The sequence below is a fragment of the Gluconobacter albidus genome, assembly GCF_002005485.1.
In the GTDB taxonomy this organism is placed as follows: domain Bacteria; phylum Pseudomonadota; class Alphaproteobacteria; order Acetobacterales; family Acetobacteraceae; genus Gluconobacter; species Gluconobacter albidus.
The window spans coordinates 2,305,001-2,320,422 of the sequence record NZ_CP014689.1; the positions used below are offsets into that span (position 1 = coordinate 2,305,001).

A 15,422-nucleotide genomic window follows, 5' to 3' on the forward strand; every position below is an offset into this window, starting at 1 on the left:
CCAGATCGGCCAGTTCGGCCTCCAGCGCGACCAGACGATCCTTCGACGCGTTATCGTCTTCCTTGCGGATGGCCTCCCGCTCGATCTTGAGCTGGATGATACGACGGTCGAGTTCGTCCAGCGCTTCAGGCTTGCTGTCGATCTGCATCCGCAGACGGCTGGCAGCCTCGTCGATCAGATCAATGGCCTTGTCCGGCAGGAAGCGGTCCGTGATGTAGCGGTTGGAGAGGGTCGCGGCCGCAACGATGGCGTTGTCCGTGATGCGGACGCCATGATGCAGTTCGTACTTCTCCTTGATACCACGCAGAATCGAGATCGTGTCGGCCACGGACGGCTCACCCACGAAAACCGGCTGGAAACGACGGGCCAGAGCCGCGTCCTTCTCAATATACTTGCGGTATTCATCGAGCGTCGTCGCACCCACGCAATGCAGCGTGCCCCGCGCCAGTTCCGGCTTGATGAGGTTGGACGCATCCATCGCACCATCGGACCGACCGGCACCGACAAGCGTGTGCATTTCGTCGATGAAGAGAATGATCTCGCCTTCAGCCGTCTCGATTTCCTTGAGAACAGCTTTCAGGCGTTCCTCAAACTCACCGCGATACTTCGCACCTGCAATCAGCGCACCCATGTCGAGCGACATCAGCTTCTTGTTGCGCAGGGCCTCGGGCACGTCACCGTTGACGATCCGCTGTGCGAGACCTTCAACAATGGCCGTCTTGCCCACGCCTGGCTCGCCGATCAGGACCGGATTGTTCTTGCTGCGACGGGCCAGAACCTGAATCGTCCGGCGGATTTCCTCGTCACGGCCGATAACCGGATCGAGCTTGCCAGCCTGCGCAACTGCCGTCACATCGCGGGCGTATTTCTTCAGAGCGTCGAACGTGTTTTCAGCTGAGGCGCTCGTCACGGTGCGCCCCTTGCGAATTTCCGCAACGGCGCGCTCCAGAGCGGCCGCACTGGCCTTGCCGTCCACAAGCGCCTTGCCAGCCGCCGTGTTGCTGGCGGCAATCGCCACAAGCAGACGGTCCTGCGCGACATGACTGTCGCCAGCGACTTTCGCAGCAGACTCCGCCGCATCAAGCAGACGCGCCAGATCAGACGTCATCTGCGGCTGGCCAGCACCGCCACCCTGCACTTTCGGCAGTTTTGCAAGAGCGGCATCGTTAGCGGTCTGAACTGCTTTCGGATCACCACCTGCGGCGCGGATCAGGCCAGACGCCGCACCCTGTTCATCATCCAGCAGGGCCTTGAGCAGGTGCTCCGGCGTCAGCTGCTGATTGTAGTCCCGAAGCGCAATGGTCTGTGCGGCCTGAAGAAAGCCCTGGCTGCGTTCGGTGAAATTCTGAATGTCCATCGTCTTTTAAAATCCTCGTATGCCCCGTTATGGCGGCATTGATATGTCTGGCCGCCCCCGAAGGCAGCGGCCTGTGATTAATATTTAGGCAGTCATTTTTTGGTTTCAAGAGCCTCCCGATGACGTTTTGCAGGCCCCTGCAAAACAAGATCCGCTTTGGAGAGACGGTCAAAAGCATTCCGGTTCTGATGCCAGTAGGGATAGATCAGGTCAGGAGCACTCACATCGTCAAGCCGCCGGACCTGCTCCTGCGTCAGACGGAGCGATGCGGCCGCAAGATTATCCAGAAGCTGGCTCTCCTTGCGCGCGCCCAGAACGAGGGACGTGATGCCCGGCTTGTGCAGCGTCCAGGCCAGCGCCACGCGGGCGGCGGAAACGCTGTGCTCTTCCGCGATCTGCACCAGAACCTCGACCGTATCATAGAGCTTCTTCAGATCCCGGACTTCAGGCTCTGGCCAGCCGGAAATGCGGCGGGAATCTTCCGGAGCCGTCTTGCCGCGCCGATACTTCCCGGTCAGCAGCCCACAAGCGAGCGGGCTCCAAACCTGCACGCCCAGCCCCTGATCCACGGCGAGCGGCAGAAGTTCATATTCGGCGTCCCGAGCTTCAAGGGAGTAATAGAGCTGCTGACTGACCGGCGCGATCAGACGGTCCCGCTCCGCTGCCCCGAGCAGTTTCATGGCCTGCCAGCCTGCGAAATTGGAGATCCCCGCATACCGGATCTTGCCCTGATCGCGCAGGGTCTGAAGCGCCTCAAGCGTTTCCTCAACCGGCGTCAGGCCGTCCCATTCATGCAGATAATAGAGGTCAATATGATCGCGTCCCAGACGACGCAGACTGTCTTCGCAGGCATTGAGGATATGATGGCGCGACAGGCCCTGTTCGTTCGGCCCTTTCCCGGTGGGGAAACGCACCTTGGAGGTCACGAGCAGTTCACGGCTGCGTCCCTGAAGAACACGGCCAAGGATTTCCTCGGCCTCACCGCCAGAATAGGCATCCGCCGTGTCGAACATGTTCACACCGTGCTCGACACAGATATCCACCATCCGCGTGGCTTCGGCGAGATCCACCTTGCCCGTGGCGGCAAAATTGCCTTGCCCCCCGAACGTGACCGATCCGAAATTGAGTGCTGAAATCTTGAGGCCCGAGCGACCAAGCTGACGATACTGCATATCCGTCAGGCTCCTTCTTGCTGAGACATACCGTGATGCAGAACACCTGAGCCCCGGATCGGTCCCGCTAAAAACGCCCCCGCTCCCGAAAACGTGAGACGGCTGCGTCATCCTTCGCGGAAACCCTGTTCACAAACGGCGCCCCGGTCCATGATCGACGTCAAAATCCTGCCCGTTGTTATCCTTGCGGAGATGCCATGCTGTCCCCTTCCCTGCCGCTTTCCCTGCGCCGAACCCTTCTGGCCTGCGCCGTCCTGTTTCCGATGGTGTCAGCCAGTGCCCTTCAGGCCGCCGATCCCGCGGCCTGCATGCTCGATCTCGCCAAGACCCGGAACGGAACGCTTGGCCTGCCGAACCATGCGGAAGTCACGCCGGACGGTCACTCCGTCCTGTTCCTGCGCTCGGGACCGTTCGACACACATCTGCATCTCTACCGCTACGACCTGCCGGACCACACGATTCATGAACTGGCCGCACCGGCATCGGGGCCGGAACATCTGTCGGTCGAGGAGAAGGCCCGGCGCGAACGGGCGCGCCAGAGCATGTCCGGCATCACCGACTACCAGATGAGCGAGGACGGCGGCACGGTTCTTGCCTCGCAGGGTGGGCAGCTAGAACGCATTGCCACGGATGACGGTCGCGTCACGCCGGTCGAGGGCCAGTGGATCGCCCCGCGCCTCTCGCCAGATGGGCTCAGCCTCGCCGCCGTGCGGGATAATGACCTTTATAGTGTCGATCTGGTCAGCGGACGTGAAACACGCCTGACGACCGGGGGCAGCGACACTCTGAGCCATGGCCTCGCCGAATTTGCCGCCGCCGAAGAACTGGAACGCGCGGACGGTGCCTGGTGGTCTCCCGACAGCAAGACCATCCTGTTCGAGGAAGCCGATAACAGCGACGTCGAAAAGCACTACATCACCAACCCCGAAGCCCCCCAGGCCGAACCGGTCACTTTCCGCTATCCCCGCGCCGGGACGAACAACGCCAAAACGCGCTTTGGCCTCGTAGACGCAAAAGGTGGTCCGGTCCGCTGGATTTCCTGGGACCACGACGCATGGCCCTATCTCGGTCGCGTGGTCTGGCGGAAAAATGGTCCGCTCGCCATCGTGCTGCTCAATCGTGCCCAGACGCAGGAACAGCTTCTCACGATCGACCCCGCAACCGGCACCACCCATCTCCTTCTGGAACAGTCCGACCCGGCCTGGATCGAGTTGGACCCGCGTGCCGCGTCCGGCGGCCACAACCTTCCCGTCTTTCTTGACAATAATGCCGGATTTCTCTGGGCCGCAGACCGGGGCAAAGACTGGCAGCTCGAACTCCATACTCCGGACGGAAAGCTCGAGCGCGTCCTGACGCCGCCCGGCCTGTCCTATATCGCCCTCAACGATTACGACGCCGAACACAACACACTCACGGTCACCGTCCGCGCCAACCGGCTGGACAACGAGGTCGTGCATATCGACCTGAAAACCGGAGCCGTCACGCCGTTCGTGACGGAACGCGGCATTCACAACATCCACGTCACGAATGGGACGCACACGGCCATGGTGGACACGTTCGCCAGTGCCACCGGCACGCGCCAGACGATGGTGCGGGATACGGCAGGCCATGTCGTGGCAACACTTCCGGGTGTGGCACAGGCCCCGAAACTCTCGGTCCATGCCGAGTTCACGACTGCAGGCCCGCGTGATCTGGACGCAGCGATCATCCGGCCGGAGAATTTCAGCGCCTCAAAACGCTATCCGGTCGTGCTGTCCGTCTATGCCGGGCCGGGCTCCAAGATGGTGCACGACACGCCGACATCCTATCTTGATGACCAGTGCCTCGCCAATCAGGGCTATATCGTCGTCACGCTCGACGGGCGTGGAACGCCGGGGCGCGATCATGATTTCGAGCGCGCCATCAAGGGCAACCTGATCGATCTGCCGCTTCAGGATCAGGTGGACGGGCTTCAGGCGCTCGGCAAACGTCATCATGAAATGGATCTCTCCCGCGTTGGCGTGCATGGCTGGTCCTTTGGCGGTTATTTCACCGCCATGGCGACCATTCGCCGACCGGATGTGTTCAAGGTCGGCGTGGCTGGCGCACCGCCGGTTGATTTCGCGGATTACGATACGGCCTATACCGAGCGTTATCTCGGCACCCCGCAGGACGACCCGGAAGGCTATCGCAAGAGCAACGTCCTGACCTATGCCGACACCCTGAAACAGCCCCTGCTGCTCATGCACGGCATCACGGACGACAACGTCTATTTCGAAAATACCATGAAGCTGACGCAGGCCCTGCTCCATGCGGGCAAGCCTTACGACCTGCTTCTGCTGCCGGGCACGCATATGCTGCCCGATCCTGTCATCCGCGCCAGGGTGGCCCAGCGACGGGTGCAGTTCCTGAGCACGGTTCTTCAGCCCGGAAAATAATGCCGAAACAAAAAAGGGGGTCGGATCGCGTGATCCACCCCCTTTTTTTCAGGTTATTTTTTAGTGGGACAGATCCGTCACCATCACCATCATCGCATCAATGGCAGGGCGAATGGAGGCCACGGGTGTGCGTTCGTTCAGTCCATGCATGAAGGATTCGGACGGTTTGATGAACAGCGGTGACATGCCGTAACTCGGCACGTGGTTGTAGCGGTACCACATGCTGTCGCTCGCACCGGAAGACATGCTGGGGAAGACCGGCATTCCGGGATAGACGCTGTGGATGCCATGTTCGACCGCCTTGACGAAATCCGTTCGCATCGGAGAGGCAGCGGTCTCGACGGAACCCGCCGTCATGTCCTCGACTGTCAAAGCCGGATCGGCAGCGGCGGCCTGAAGTTCCTTCGCAATCTCCGGGCGGGGATGTCCGGGGAAAATCCGGCAGTTGATATTGGCCGTCGCACGCTGAGGCAGCGCATTGAGGGCATGGCCGCCGTTGATCATGGTCACGACGCAGGTCGTCCCGATCCGTCCGATCAGGGCAGGATCGGCCGAGAGGGTCGCAATGGCCTTTTCATCGGTCGGGTCAGCCGCAAAGGCGCGCATGGCAGCCCCCGTCGCCGGAGCCTCCCACTGTGCAGCACTGACGAAATAGGCGCGTGTCAGATCGTTCAGCTCCGGCTTGAAACGATGCTGCTTGATCCGCAGCAGAGCAGCCGCCAGTTCATCAATCGCATTCACGGCGCGCGGTTCGGAGGAGTGGCCGCCGGGATTGGTGATGGTCAGACGGTAATCCGCATAGGATTTCTCCGCACCTTCCCAGCTGAAATAGATCGGCTTTCCCGTCCGCTCGTCCAGAACGCCGTTGGCTCCATCGAGATTCAGCACCAGATCCGCATGATCGAGGAGTTTGGCGATTGCCTGACCGGTATTCATCTCGGTCTCCTCATCCCCGGAGAACGCGATGATGATATCGCGCCGCGGTCGATACCCCTCACGTTTGAGCGCCAGAAGAGACGCAATCCCGAGCGTATCGTCGAGCTTCATATCTGTGGAACCACGTCCCAGCAGATAGCCATTCACGATCTGGGGCTTGAACGGATCATGGGTCCAGTCAGACGCTTTGGCTTCAACCACGTCCATATGACCGGAAATCACCAGCGGCTTGAGGGACGGGTCGGTCCCGTGCCAGCGGGCAATCAGATAGGCCGTGTCACGATAGGGGGTGATGGTGATGTCGGAAGGCGCAAAGCCGCCCTGGACCAGGGCATCCCGAAACAGCGCCGCAACCTGTGGTGTCTGGCTCGCAGGTCCCTCGACCGACCTCAGGGCAATCGCCTTTTCCGCCAGAGACAGGGCCTGTGTCTCTGCCTGCGGATGGCTGGCGGGAGCGGCGAGCGCGCTTCCGGCCATCAGACATGAGACAACAAATCCACAAACAGTTCCGCGCATCCGAACCTCCAGAATTGAATGCGCGACCGTAACTGTCAGGACGGAGTTTGCCTAGCGATGCCGCTCAGACGGCAATATCGTCGAACAGTTCCACGCCGGAGCGCACCGCCATGGCCTGCCGGTAGGTCTCGACCTCAGCCGGGTAAGCCACGCCCCGGATCAGCGAGAGGCTGTGCAGATGCGCGAACAGATGAATATCGTCCGTGGAGAGCTCGCCATTCACGGCCTCGGGCGAACGGATCAGTGGCGCCAGATCTTTCAGCAATGCATTGAGCTGCGTCAGTTCTTCGGTCTTCTCTTCCAGAAGTGCGCTGAAAGCCCCGACGGAGGGCTCCTTGCGGCGGATAAATCCGGCGCGTGCGGATGTTGTTCCAAACTCTGGCAGCGGTGCGGCAGCGGCGCGCGGAAGGAACAAGCGATAGAGCGGCGCGGCTGCCTTCTGGAGCCATGCCGTAATCTCGGGGCGCGTGTCTCCCGTCAGGACGGACGTTCCAATCGCGTCAATATGCGTGACGATATCCATGCTCTCGGGCATGAAATGTCCGCTTTCCTCAAGGATGGGAACAACCTTGCGCCCCACCATACGGACCGGACCGTCCACATCGTCATTGAGCAGGATGCGCTGCTCATAGGGAATTTTTTTGAGCCCGAAGATCATCCGCGCCTTGGTGCAAAACGGGCAGTGTTCGTAAATGTGGAGAATATAGGGTGCGCTCATGCTGCCTTCCTGTGTCTGACGGGTGCCCTCTCAGGCTTCTCCGACCGATGAAGAAAAAAGAAGCGGGTCGATCTCTATGGCGCCAAGAGCCTGTCGCCATTTCTTTGCATGGTCGGCGCCGAACACGATCTCATCACTTGCCGGCGCCACAAACCACGAACTGTCCCGCAGGATTTCCTGTTCAAGCTGCCCCGGTGCCCATGCGGCGTGTCCGAGGGCCAGCATCGCCTGTTTCGGTCCGTGTCCGTTGGCGATTTCGCGCAGGATATCCAGACTGGCGGTCAGGGTCGTATGCCCGTCAACGGCCAGACTGCCCTCCCCCGCCCAATCCGCCGAATGCAGGACAAAACCGCGTGAATGCTCGACCGGACCGCCCATGCACACGCCAATCCGGCGTTCGGGGGGGTTGGGCTCGATTCCGAGCTGTGTAAACAGATCGTCCAGCCCCGGCTGACCCAGACGCTTGTTGACGATCAGCCCCATCGCCCCGTCCTGCTCCGAATGGGCGCAGAGATAGATCACGGTCCGTTCAAAAAACGTCTCCGCCAGTGCAGGCGCTGCCACAAGCAGCTGGCCCGTAAGGCCCGCCTCCCTGCCCATCGCCACAAGGGCAGGGTCCGTCAGGTTGTCATTCCGTCCATCGAGTGTTTTCTTCATGCCTGCCAACATGGGTGCATCCCTTCCTGTATTGCAAGCGTTTGCCTTCAGGAGTGTTAATGACATCCAATGTTACTGACCTGAGCTCACCACCCGCCCCCCCTACCCGCCCCTGCCGGGTGCGGACTGCCCGTCTGGAGATTGCCATGCCTCTCACCGTCCTCGTCACCGGCGCCACAGCAGGCTTCGGCCACGCCATTGCAACGCGCCTCGTCCGCGAAGGTCACCGTGTCATCGCCACCGGGCGCCGTAAGGAGCGGCTCGAGGCCCTCAAGGACGAACTGGGCGAGAGCGTTCTGCCCTTCACGCTCGACATGACCAACCGAGATGCCCTGCGTGCCCTGCCCGGCGCACTGCCCGAGGACTGGCAGGATATCGACGTTCTGGTGAACAATGCCGGTCTCGCCCTCGGCATGGAGCCCGCACAGGACGCCGAGCCCGACAACTGGGAATCCATGATCGCCACGAATGTTTCGGGCGTTGTCGAACTGACCCGTGCACTTCTGCCGGGCATGGTCCAGCGCAATACGGGCTACATTATCGCTCTGGGCAGCACGGCCGGGACCTACCCCTATACCGGCGGCAACGTCTACGGTGCGACCAAGGCCTTCGTACACCAGTTCACCCAGAACCTGCGGACAGACCTGCTCGGCACCCGCATCCGCGTGACCAATATCGAGCCCGGACTGTGTGGGGGCAGCGAGTTCAGCAATGTGCGTCTGGGAGACGACACCAAGGCGGCTGCTGTCTACAAGGACACGACGCCGCTGACGCCCGAAGACATCGCCGGGACGGTCTCCTGGCTCATCGGTCTGCCGTGGCATGTGAATATCAATTATCTGGAAATGATGCCCGTCTGCCAGGCCTCGGGTGGTCTTGCGGTGAACCGTCATGTCGGTTGAAATCGGGCTTCCTCCCCAGCTTCGCATAACGGACGGCAAAAAATTCCGCCTGTCGTCCATTCCCACAAACGACACGCTTGGTCGCCAGAAGAACGAGTCCCGCACCCGCATCCGCGACTGCGTGGACCGGATGTCCCTCCTGCAGCAGCGCCTTGCGGCCTATGCGACGCATGGCATCCTCGTCGTGCTTCAGGGCATGGACACTGCCGGGAAGGACGGCGCGATCCGGCACGCTTTCTCGGGCCTAAATCCGCAGGGCGTGCATGTCACGTCCTTCAAGGCTCCTGCCGGAATCTCGACGCGCCATGACGATCTGTGGCGCATCCATCTCGCCGTCCCCTCGCGCGGCGAGATCGGCATCTTCAACCGCAGCCATTATGAAGACGTTCTGGTGGAGCGCGTTCATCCGGACATGGTCCGGGCACGCGGGCTCAATCCCGACCTTCCGGATTTCTGGGATCATCGTCTGGAGGATCTGCGGAACTTCGAAAGCTATCTGCACCGGCAGAACATCCTCGTGCTCAAGATTTTCCTGCATATTTCGCCAGAAGAACAGCGCCTGCGCCTGCTCAAGCGGCTGGATCATCCGGAAAAGCGCTGGAAATTCAGCCCTTCCGATCTGAAGGAACGTGAGTACTGGCCGCATTATACCGCCGCTTACGAAGAGGCCATCCGCGCGACTTCAACGCCCGAGTCCCCCTGGATCGTCATTCCCTCAGACCATAAGTGGCTCGCCCGCGTTCTGGTGGCCGAAACGCTGCTGGAGACGCTTGAAAGCCTGCATCTCAAGGAACCCGAACAGAAACTGTCCGACGCCCTCAGGGATGCCCAACAGGCCCTGCTCAAAGGTGCGGCCAAGACCGTCTGATCCGGATCATGCAGATTTTCTCCCGTCTCAGGCGCTTTCTGTCTCCCCCGGCCGGACCTTCCGGTCTGGCGGAGATTGCCCGAAGCGTGACTGTGCTTGAAAGCTGCCCTGTGCGGCCCGTCTCATCTCCGGGCCTTTCCGAACTGCCCTATCCGGAGCGCAATCCGTTCCGGGACTGGACGAGCATGCCTGTCACGGTCCAGCACCATGCCCTGCGCAACGTCGTGCTGGACCAGCCCCTGATGACCCTGCTGCATGCAGGCCAACCCGTCTCCGAAACAGCCTATGTCCAGCCCCCGGACGCCCTCCGCGCCCTGACGCTACGCCCGGCCGACACGATCCGCTGCACGCCTTTCAAGGGCCTTACGGCAAGCTGCGTCGATCACTGGGCCTCGAACTATTATCACTGGGTCGCCCATACGATCCCGACCCTGCATGTCCTTTCCCTGCAGGGCAAAGCTGTCCGTCTTGTGCTGCCCGAACACATGCATCCCTGGCAGTTCGAGACGCTGGAGCTTTTCGGCCTGACATCCGACAGTCATATCCGCCTGCAACAGGAGCGCCAGTACGCGTTCAGGACGCTGGATTACATCACCTTCGTCAATGGCAGCGCGGATTTTGCCATCTCGGATGTCTCCCGCGCCGCCTATGCGCGCCTGCGTGAGGCCGTGGGAGCCTCGGCCAAACCCGCGGGTCGGCGGCTTTATATCGAACGCGGAGCCTCGGCCAACCGGCATGTTCCCAACGAATCCGAACTGGCGGAGGAGCTGGAGAAATTTGGTTTTGAGCGCGTCCGTCCTGAAACCCTGTCCCTGACCGAGCAGATCCGTCTGTTCAGCGAAGCCGAAATGGTTATGGGCATGCTCGGCGCCGGGATGGCCAATATCGCCTGGTGCCAGCCGGGAGCGCTCGTTTACGAACTCGTCCCATCCCATCACGTCAATCCGTGCTTCGCCGCCATGGCGACACAGGGCGGCCTCCGCTACTGGGCGGATGTCTTCCACACGGGTGCCGCGCAGGAAAACCATACGGACAATGCTTCGGTTCCGCTCCCCGTTCCAGACATCCTCGACCGTGCCCGGGATCTGATCGTCCGACTGCTCCGGCCCTGAACAAACAAAACCCCGCCGAAGACCTGCTCCGACGGGGTTTCACATCATTCAGATCCCGAAAGACGGATCAGGAACGGCGCTTGCGGCTCGAACCATCGCCGCGCGGGCCTTCACCACCGGCTGCGGGCTTCGGGCGACCATAACCCGAACCGCCACGGCCCTTGTAGCCACCACCGGCGCCACCACCAGCACCGCCGCGCGGACCACCCTTGAAGCCGCCGCCACCCGGACGGCCACCGCCGCCAAAGCGCTTGCCTTCACCGGGGTTGCGACCACGGGGACCCATGCCGCCCGCAGGCGCTTCGGACGGCTCGATCGTCACTTCATCGGCTTCTGCACCGGCGAGGCAGGACTTGAAGCGGGCCACGCTCTCATCGGCGATCTGGAAATAGGTCTGTTCCTGATCAATGCGGATGCTGCCGATTTCGCGCTTCTGCACGCCACCCAGACGGCAGATCAGCGGGATCAGCCACTTCGGATCGGCGCGCTCGGTCCGGCCGACGCTCATCTTGAACCACTCGCCCGCCATGACGTGCTCTTCACGCGGCGCACGTTCACCACGCTCCGTGTGACGCGGGGCTTCGACGGACATCGGACGGATCTGCTCGACCTTCGGCAGACGCGCGCGGTACAGGCCCACCAGCGCAGCTGCCAGCTTCGTGGCGTCGTATTTCTCGGCGAGCTGGTTGACCAGTTCGTCGGACATGTCGTCCACGGCATTCGTCAGGATCGGATCGTCCATCAGACGGGTCTTGTCCTGCTCGGCAATCGCCGCAGCCGTCGGAACAGCTTCCCATTCCGCCTGGATCTTTGCCATCTGAAGCAGACGTTCAGCCTTGCGACGCTGGCTCACCGGAACCATCAGCACGCTGGTGCCCTTGCGGCCCGCACGGCCTGTCCGGCCCGAACGGTGCAGCAGGGTCTCGGCTGCTGTCGGGATGCTGGCGTGGATCACGAGGTTCAGGGCCGGGACGTCAATACCACGGGCCGCAACGTCGGTCGCAACACAGACGCGGGCCTGACCGGAACGCAGGCTCTCGATCGCACGGCTGCGCTCGTTCTGACCCATCTCGCCAGAGATGGCGACGGATGCAAAACCACGCTCAAGCAGCGTTGCCTGAACCTGATTGACCATCATGCGGGTGTTGCAGAACACCATGGCGGTCGGGCTCTCGTAGAAACGGAGCACATTGACGAGCGAGCGCTCGATTTCCTGCGGCGGCGTGACAACGCAGCGATAGGTAATGTCGGAATGCTGCTTCGCACCCGAAACCGTGTCGATCCGCTCGGCATTTTTCTGGTAGCGACGCGCAAGGGACGCGATCTCGCGGGCGATCGTCGCGGAGAACAGCAGGGTGCGCCGCTCCGTCGGAGCGGCGTCGAGAAGCTGCTCCAGCTCGTCACGGAAGCCCATGTCCAGCATTTCGTCGGCTTCGTCGAGGATGACGCAGCGCAGGGCGGACAGGTCGAGGGAGCCGCGCGACAGATGATCGCACAGACGGCCCGGCGTACCGACAACGATATGAACGCCGCGGCTCAGTTCGCGGGCTTCGCTACGGGCATCCGTGCCACCAATGCAGCTCGCGATGCGGGCACCGGTTTCGGCATAGAGCCATTTGAGTTCGGACTGGACCTGAAGCGCCAGCTCACGCGTCGGCGCAATCACGAGCGCCATGGGCTGAGGGGACGGCGGAAGGCGATCGGCATCTCCGAGAAGGGTCGGAGCGATGGCCAGGCCGAAGGCGACGGTCTTGCCCGACCCCGTCTGCGCGGAAACCAGCAGGTCGCGCTCGTCCAGCCCCGGCTGCAGAACAGCTTCCTGAACAGGAGTCAGCTGTTCGTAGCCACGTGCCTCAAGGGCGCGCTTAAGGGCAGGATGGGTATCGGGAAAAGGCATATTTTATGAACACTCGGCAAACGTCACGCCGACGACAGGATGCGGCGGCTGGAATGCCGCTGCATAAAGACTTCCGCTTCAAAATACCAGAAAGAACGTATGCCGAGGTTTTTCTTGTGTTTGCGCTTCAGGTTCTGGGCTTGCGACCAATCACCGCATGAACCGTATCGCGCCATGCCGTCAGGTCTTCAGGGGGCACGACTTCACCCGTATCCAGCTCGGCCAGACCGGTGCGGGACATGAGAACACTCACCAGACGCACACGGTCCGCAGGCTCCAGCGCCTGCCAGATCGCAACCGCCTTCGCCGCATGGAACTGGTCGGAGAATGTCAGGATCAGCGGCGCACCGGGCTTGAGGACGCGCACGATTTCCATCAGCACAGCCAGAGGCTGCGTCAGATAGGCCAGCCCGTCGCACAGCGTCACGGCATCGAAACTGTCATCTTCAAAAGGCAGGATGGGCTCGTCATTGAGATCCTGCACAACCCGTTCACTCAGGACCGGATTGGCCTCCAGAGCCGCTTTCGCAACCCCCAGCCCGACCACACGCTGGAACTGTGCCTCGTCCGGATAATGGCTCAGCGCTCCAGCCATCAGGTCCAGCACAGCGCCGCCGACCGGCAGAGCTGTCTGATACAGGGCCTTCACGGCTGTCTGCGCGCCCATGTCCATCAGCGAATCCGGGATGCGCTGCGCATGGAAAATCGTGTCAGGCTCGTTGTTCGCACGCGTGAACGCCGCGACGTGCATTCCTTCAAGCTGTTCCGGGCCGCTCATATCCACTCCTTCTGATCCAGCAGCGGAGATGAGGGCATGTTCCCCGTGCGTCAACCCGCGGGATGCTTTATGAGAGGGGCCATCATGAGCCTCTCCTTCACGAAAATGCACGGTCTGGGCAACGATTTCGTTGTGATCGACGCCCGTCAGAACGATCCCGCGCTCGACACCGCCACCATCCGCCATCTGTGCGACCGACGCTTCGGAATCGGCTGCGACCAGCTGGTTCTGCTCACACTACCGACCCTGACCGGTGCAGACGTGCATGTCCGTTTCTTCAATCCCGACGGCTCGGAAGCCGGAGCCTGCGGCAATGCCTCCCGCTGCGTGGTGAAATTCGTCGGCGGTGCGCCCACGCTCCAGACAGCCGCCGGTCTTCTCCCCACCGCGCGCGACGGCGATCTCGTCACGGTCGATATGGGTCTGCCCCACCTGGACTGGCAGGACGTGCCGCTGTCGCAGGCCTGCGACACGCTGCATCTGCCGCTGCCCACGCCCCTTGACGCCGCGGCCTGCTCGATGGGCAATCCCCACGCCACGATCTTCGGCGATGCCTCCCGCGCGGAAGCACTGGGAGCCGGGCTAGAACAGAACGCCCTGTTCCCCGAACGCGCCAATATCGGTTTCGCCCAGATGCTTTCCCCAACCCATATGCGCCTGCGCGTCTGGGAGCGCGGGGCCGGCCTGACGCTGGCCTGCGGGTCCGGCGCCTGCGCTGCTGTCGTGAATGCCGTGCGTCGCGGCCTGACGGAGCGCACCTGCACCGTGACCATGGATGGCGGCGACCTGCACATCACCTGGCGCGCGGACGGCCATGTCCTCATGACAGGGCCCGCTGTCACGGTTTTCCACGGAACAACCGCGTGACCGCCTCCCTCCTGACCTTCGGGTGCCGCCTCAATGCGCATGAAAGCGACGGCATGGCCCATCATGCGCGCGGCCAGACCGACACCATCATCGTCAATACCTGCGCCGTGACGACCACCGCTGAACGGCAGGCACGGCAGGCCATTCGACGGGCGCATCGCGAAAATCCGGATGCAAAAATCGTCGTGACGGGCTGCGCCTCCGACATCGCACCGGATCGGTGGGCCGAACTGCCGGGCGTGGTTCGCGTCGTCCCCAACGAAGACAAGCTCAAACCCGCCATCTGGGGGGATAACGGTGCCGGCCTGCCACCTTCACGTCATGCCCGCGCCCTGCTTCAGGTCCAGCAGGGCTGCGATCACCGCTGCACGTTCTGCATCATCCCCTATGGCCGGGGCGATTCCCGCTCCACCCCAATGGAGGACGCCATCGCGCGCGCAGAGGCCCTTGTCGAAGCTGGTCATCAGGAAATCGTCCTGACCGGTGTGGACATTGCCTCCTGGCAAGGCACTGAAGGCAAGGGGCTGGGCACGTTGTGCCGTGAACTGCTGCGCAGTGTTGAAGGTGTCCGGCGGCTGCGCCTGTCGTCCATCGACCCTGTTCTTCTGGATGTAGAGACGGGGGATGCGGATCTGTGGTGGCTGCTGGAAAACGAGCCCCGCCTGATGCCACATCTGCACCTGTCCCTTCAGGCCGGGTCGGATCTTATTCTCAAGCGCATGAAACGCCGTCACGATACCGCGGGCGTTGCAGCCACGCTGCGTCGCGTCCGCTCCATGCGTCCGGAAACGGGTGTGGGCGCCGACCTGATCGCGGGGTTCCCTACGGAAACAGAGGCTCTGTTTGAAGAAACGCGCGCCTTCATCGAAGAGCAGCAGATCCCTTTCCTGCATGTCTTTCCCTACAGCGAACGCCCCGGCACCCCTGCGGCACGGATGCCAGCCGTTCCCAACGCCGAACGCCAGCAGCGCGCTGCCCGACTCCGCGATGTCGGCGAGAGGAACCGTGACAGTTTTCTCAAACGCCTCATCGGCACGGAATTCGATATTCTCGCCGAAACGCCCGATCGCGGCCATTCTCCCGAATTTGCTACCATCCGCCTCGTCGGCGACACGCCCGCGCCGGTGCGGGGCAGTTTCGTTCCCGTCCGGGCCACCGGGTTGGAAAACGGGACACTTCTGGCGGAAATCCGCAGCTGAAACGCGTTCAGACCTTCCTGCACCCT

13 protein-coding genes (1 of these 13 cut by a window edge) are annotated in these 15,422 nt (G+C 62.2%); 6 read left to right on the plus strand and 7 right to left on the minus strand.

Annotated features, from left to right (window positions below; genetic code table 11):
- Together clpB and A0U94_RS10505 are read right to left on the minus strand one after the other, a co-directional pair.
- A protein-coding gene (gene clpB, locus A0U94_RS10500; RefSeq protein ID WP_077803337.1) for an ATP-dependent chaperone ClpB crosses the window boundary here: on the minus strand, positions 1 to 1,357 show its 5' portion. Its footprint begins 1,244 nt before the window's first position; only the first 1,357 of its 2,601 coding nucleotides appear in the window; the start codon lies at positions 1,355 to 1,357; the stop codon falls past the left edge of the window.
- Between the two features lie 92 nt (positions 1,358 to 1,449).
- Positions 1,450 to 2,529: an aldo/keto reductase gene (locus A0U94_RS10505; RefSeq protein ID WP_077803338.1), complete on the minus strand. Its 1,080-nt coding sequence runs from the start codon at positions 2,527 to 2,529 to the stop codon at positions 1,450 to 1,452.
- Between the two features lie 197 nt (positions 2,530 to 2,726).
- Between A0U94_RS10505 and A0U94_RS10510 the strand changes: the two genes are divergently transcribed.
- Positions 2,727 to 4,946, plus strand: a complete 2,220-nt coding sequence (locus A0U94_RS10510; protein WP_077803339.1) for a S9 family peptidase — start codon at positions 2,727 to 2,729, stop codon at positions 4,944 to 4,946.
- Positions 4,947 to 5,006: 60 nt separating this feature from the next.
- Here the strand turns inward: A0U94_RS10510 and A0U94_RS10515 are convergent, their stop codons facing one another.
- The 3 genes from A0U94_RS10515 to A0U94_RS10525 form a co-directional block, all read right to left on the minus strand.
- On the minus strand, positions 5,007 to 6,398 hold the full coding sequence (locus A0U94_RS10515) for a M20/M25/M40 family metallo-hydrolase (RefSeq protein ID WP_077803340.1): 1,392 nt from the start codon (positions 6,396 to 6,398) through the stop codon (positions 5,007 to 5,009).
- Between the two features lie 64 nt (positions 6,399 to 6,462).
- Positions 6,463 to 7,116: a glutaredoxin 2 gene (gene grxB / locus A0U94_RS10520; protein ID WP_077803341.1), complete on the minus strand. Its 654-nt coding sequence runs from the start codon at positions 7,114 to 7,116 to the stop codon at positions 6,463 to 6,465.
- A 30-nt stretch (positions 7,117 to 7,146) separates the two neighbouring features.
- A complete protein-coding gene (locus A0U94_RS10525; RefSeq protein ID WP_062106878.1) occupies positions 7,147 to 7,773 on the minus strand; it encodes a YqgE/AlgH family protein in 627 nt (208 codons plus the stop codon).
- Positions 7,774 to 7,919: 146 nt separating this feature from the next.
- On the opposite strand from A0U94_RS10525, the gene A0U94_RS10530 reads away from it, so the two are divergent.
- Genes A0U94_RS10530 through A0U94_RS10540 form a run of 3 tightly spaced genes read left to right on the plus strand, consistent with a single transcriptional unit; the run spans position 7,920 to position 10,655 of the window.
- On the plus strand, positions 7,920 to 8,675 hold the full coding sequence (locus tag A0U94_RS10530; RefSeq protein WP_062106864.1) for an SDR family NAD(P)-dependent oxidoreductase: 756 nt from the start codon (positions 7,920 to 7,922) through the stop codon (positions 8,673 to 8,675).
- Positions 8,665 to 9,543 (plus strand): polyphosphate kinase 2 family protein, encoded by an 879-nt coding sequence (locus A0U94_RS10535; protein WP_077803342.1) that lies wholly within the window; start codon positions 8,665 to 8,667, stop codon positions 9,541 to 9,543. The genes A0U94_RS10530 and A0U94_RS10535 overlap by 11 nt, the downstream gene beginning before the upstream one ends.
- An 8-nt stretch (positions 9,544 to 9,551) precedes the next feature.
- Entirely contained in the window at positions 9,552 to 10,655 is a 1,104-nt protein-coding gene (locus A0U94_RS10540) for a glycosyltransferase family 61 protein (protein ID WP_077803343.1), read from the plus strand.
- 67 nt (positions 10,656 to 10,722) lie between these two features.
- On the opposite strand, the gene A0U94_RS10545 is transcribed toward A0U94_RS10540, so the two are convergent.
- Together A0U94_RS10545 and A0U94_RS10550 are read right to left on the minus strand one after the other, a co-directional pair.
- On the minus strand, positions 10,723 to 12,552 hold the full coding sequence (locus A0U94_RS10545; protein WP_062106860.1) for a DEAD/DEAH box helicase: 1,830 nt from the start codon (positions 12,550 to 12,552) through the stop codon (positions 10,723 to 10,725).
- A gap of 127 nt (positions 12,553 to 12,679) precedes the next feature.
- Entirely contained in the window at positions 12,680 to 13,330 is a 651-nt protein-coding gene (locus A0U94_RS10550) for a class I SAM-dependent methyltransferase (RefSeq protein WP_208611634.1), read from the minus strand.
- An 84-nt stretch (positions 13,331 to 13,414) separates the two neighbouring features.
- On the opposite strand from A0U94_RS10550, the gene dapF reads away from it, so the two are divergent.
- Complete coding sequence (gene dapF / locus A0U94_RS10555) at positions 13,415 to 14,197, plus strand: diaminopimelate epimerase (protein ID WP_077803940.1); 783 nt, start codon at positions 13,415 to 13,417, stop codon at positions 14,195 to 14,197.
- Positions 14,194 to 15,396 carry a MiaB/RimO family radical SAM methylthiotransferase gene (locus tag A0U94_RS10560; RefSeq protein WP_077803345.1) on the plus strand — a complete coding sequence of 401 codons (1,203 nt, stop codon included), beginning with the start codon at positions 14,194 to 14,196 and terminating at the stop codon, positions 15,394 to 15,396. The genes dapF and A0U94_RS10560 overlap by 4 nt, the downstream gene beginning before the upstream one ends.
- Positions 15,397 to 15,422: the final 26 nt, after the last annotated feature.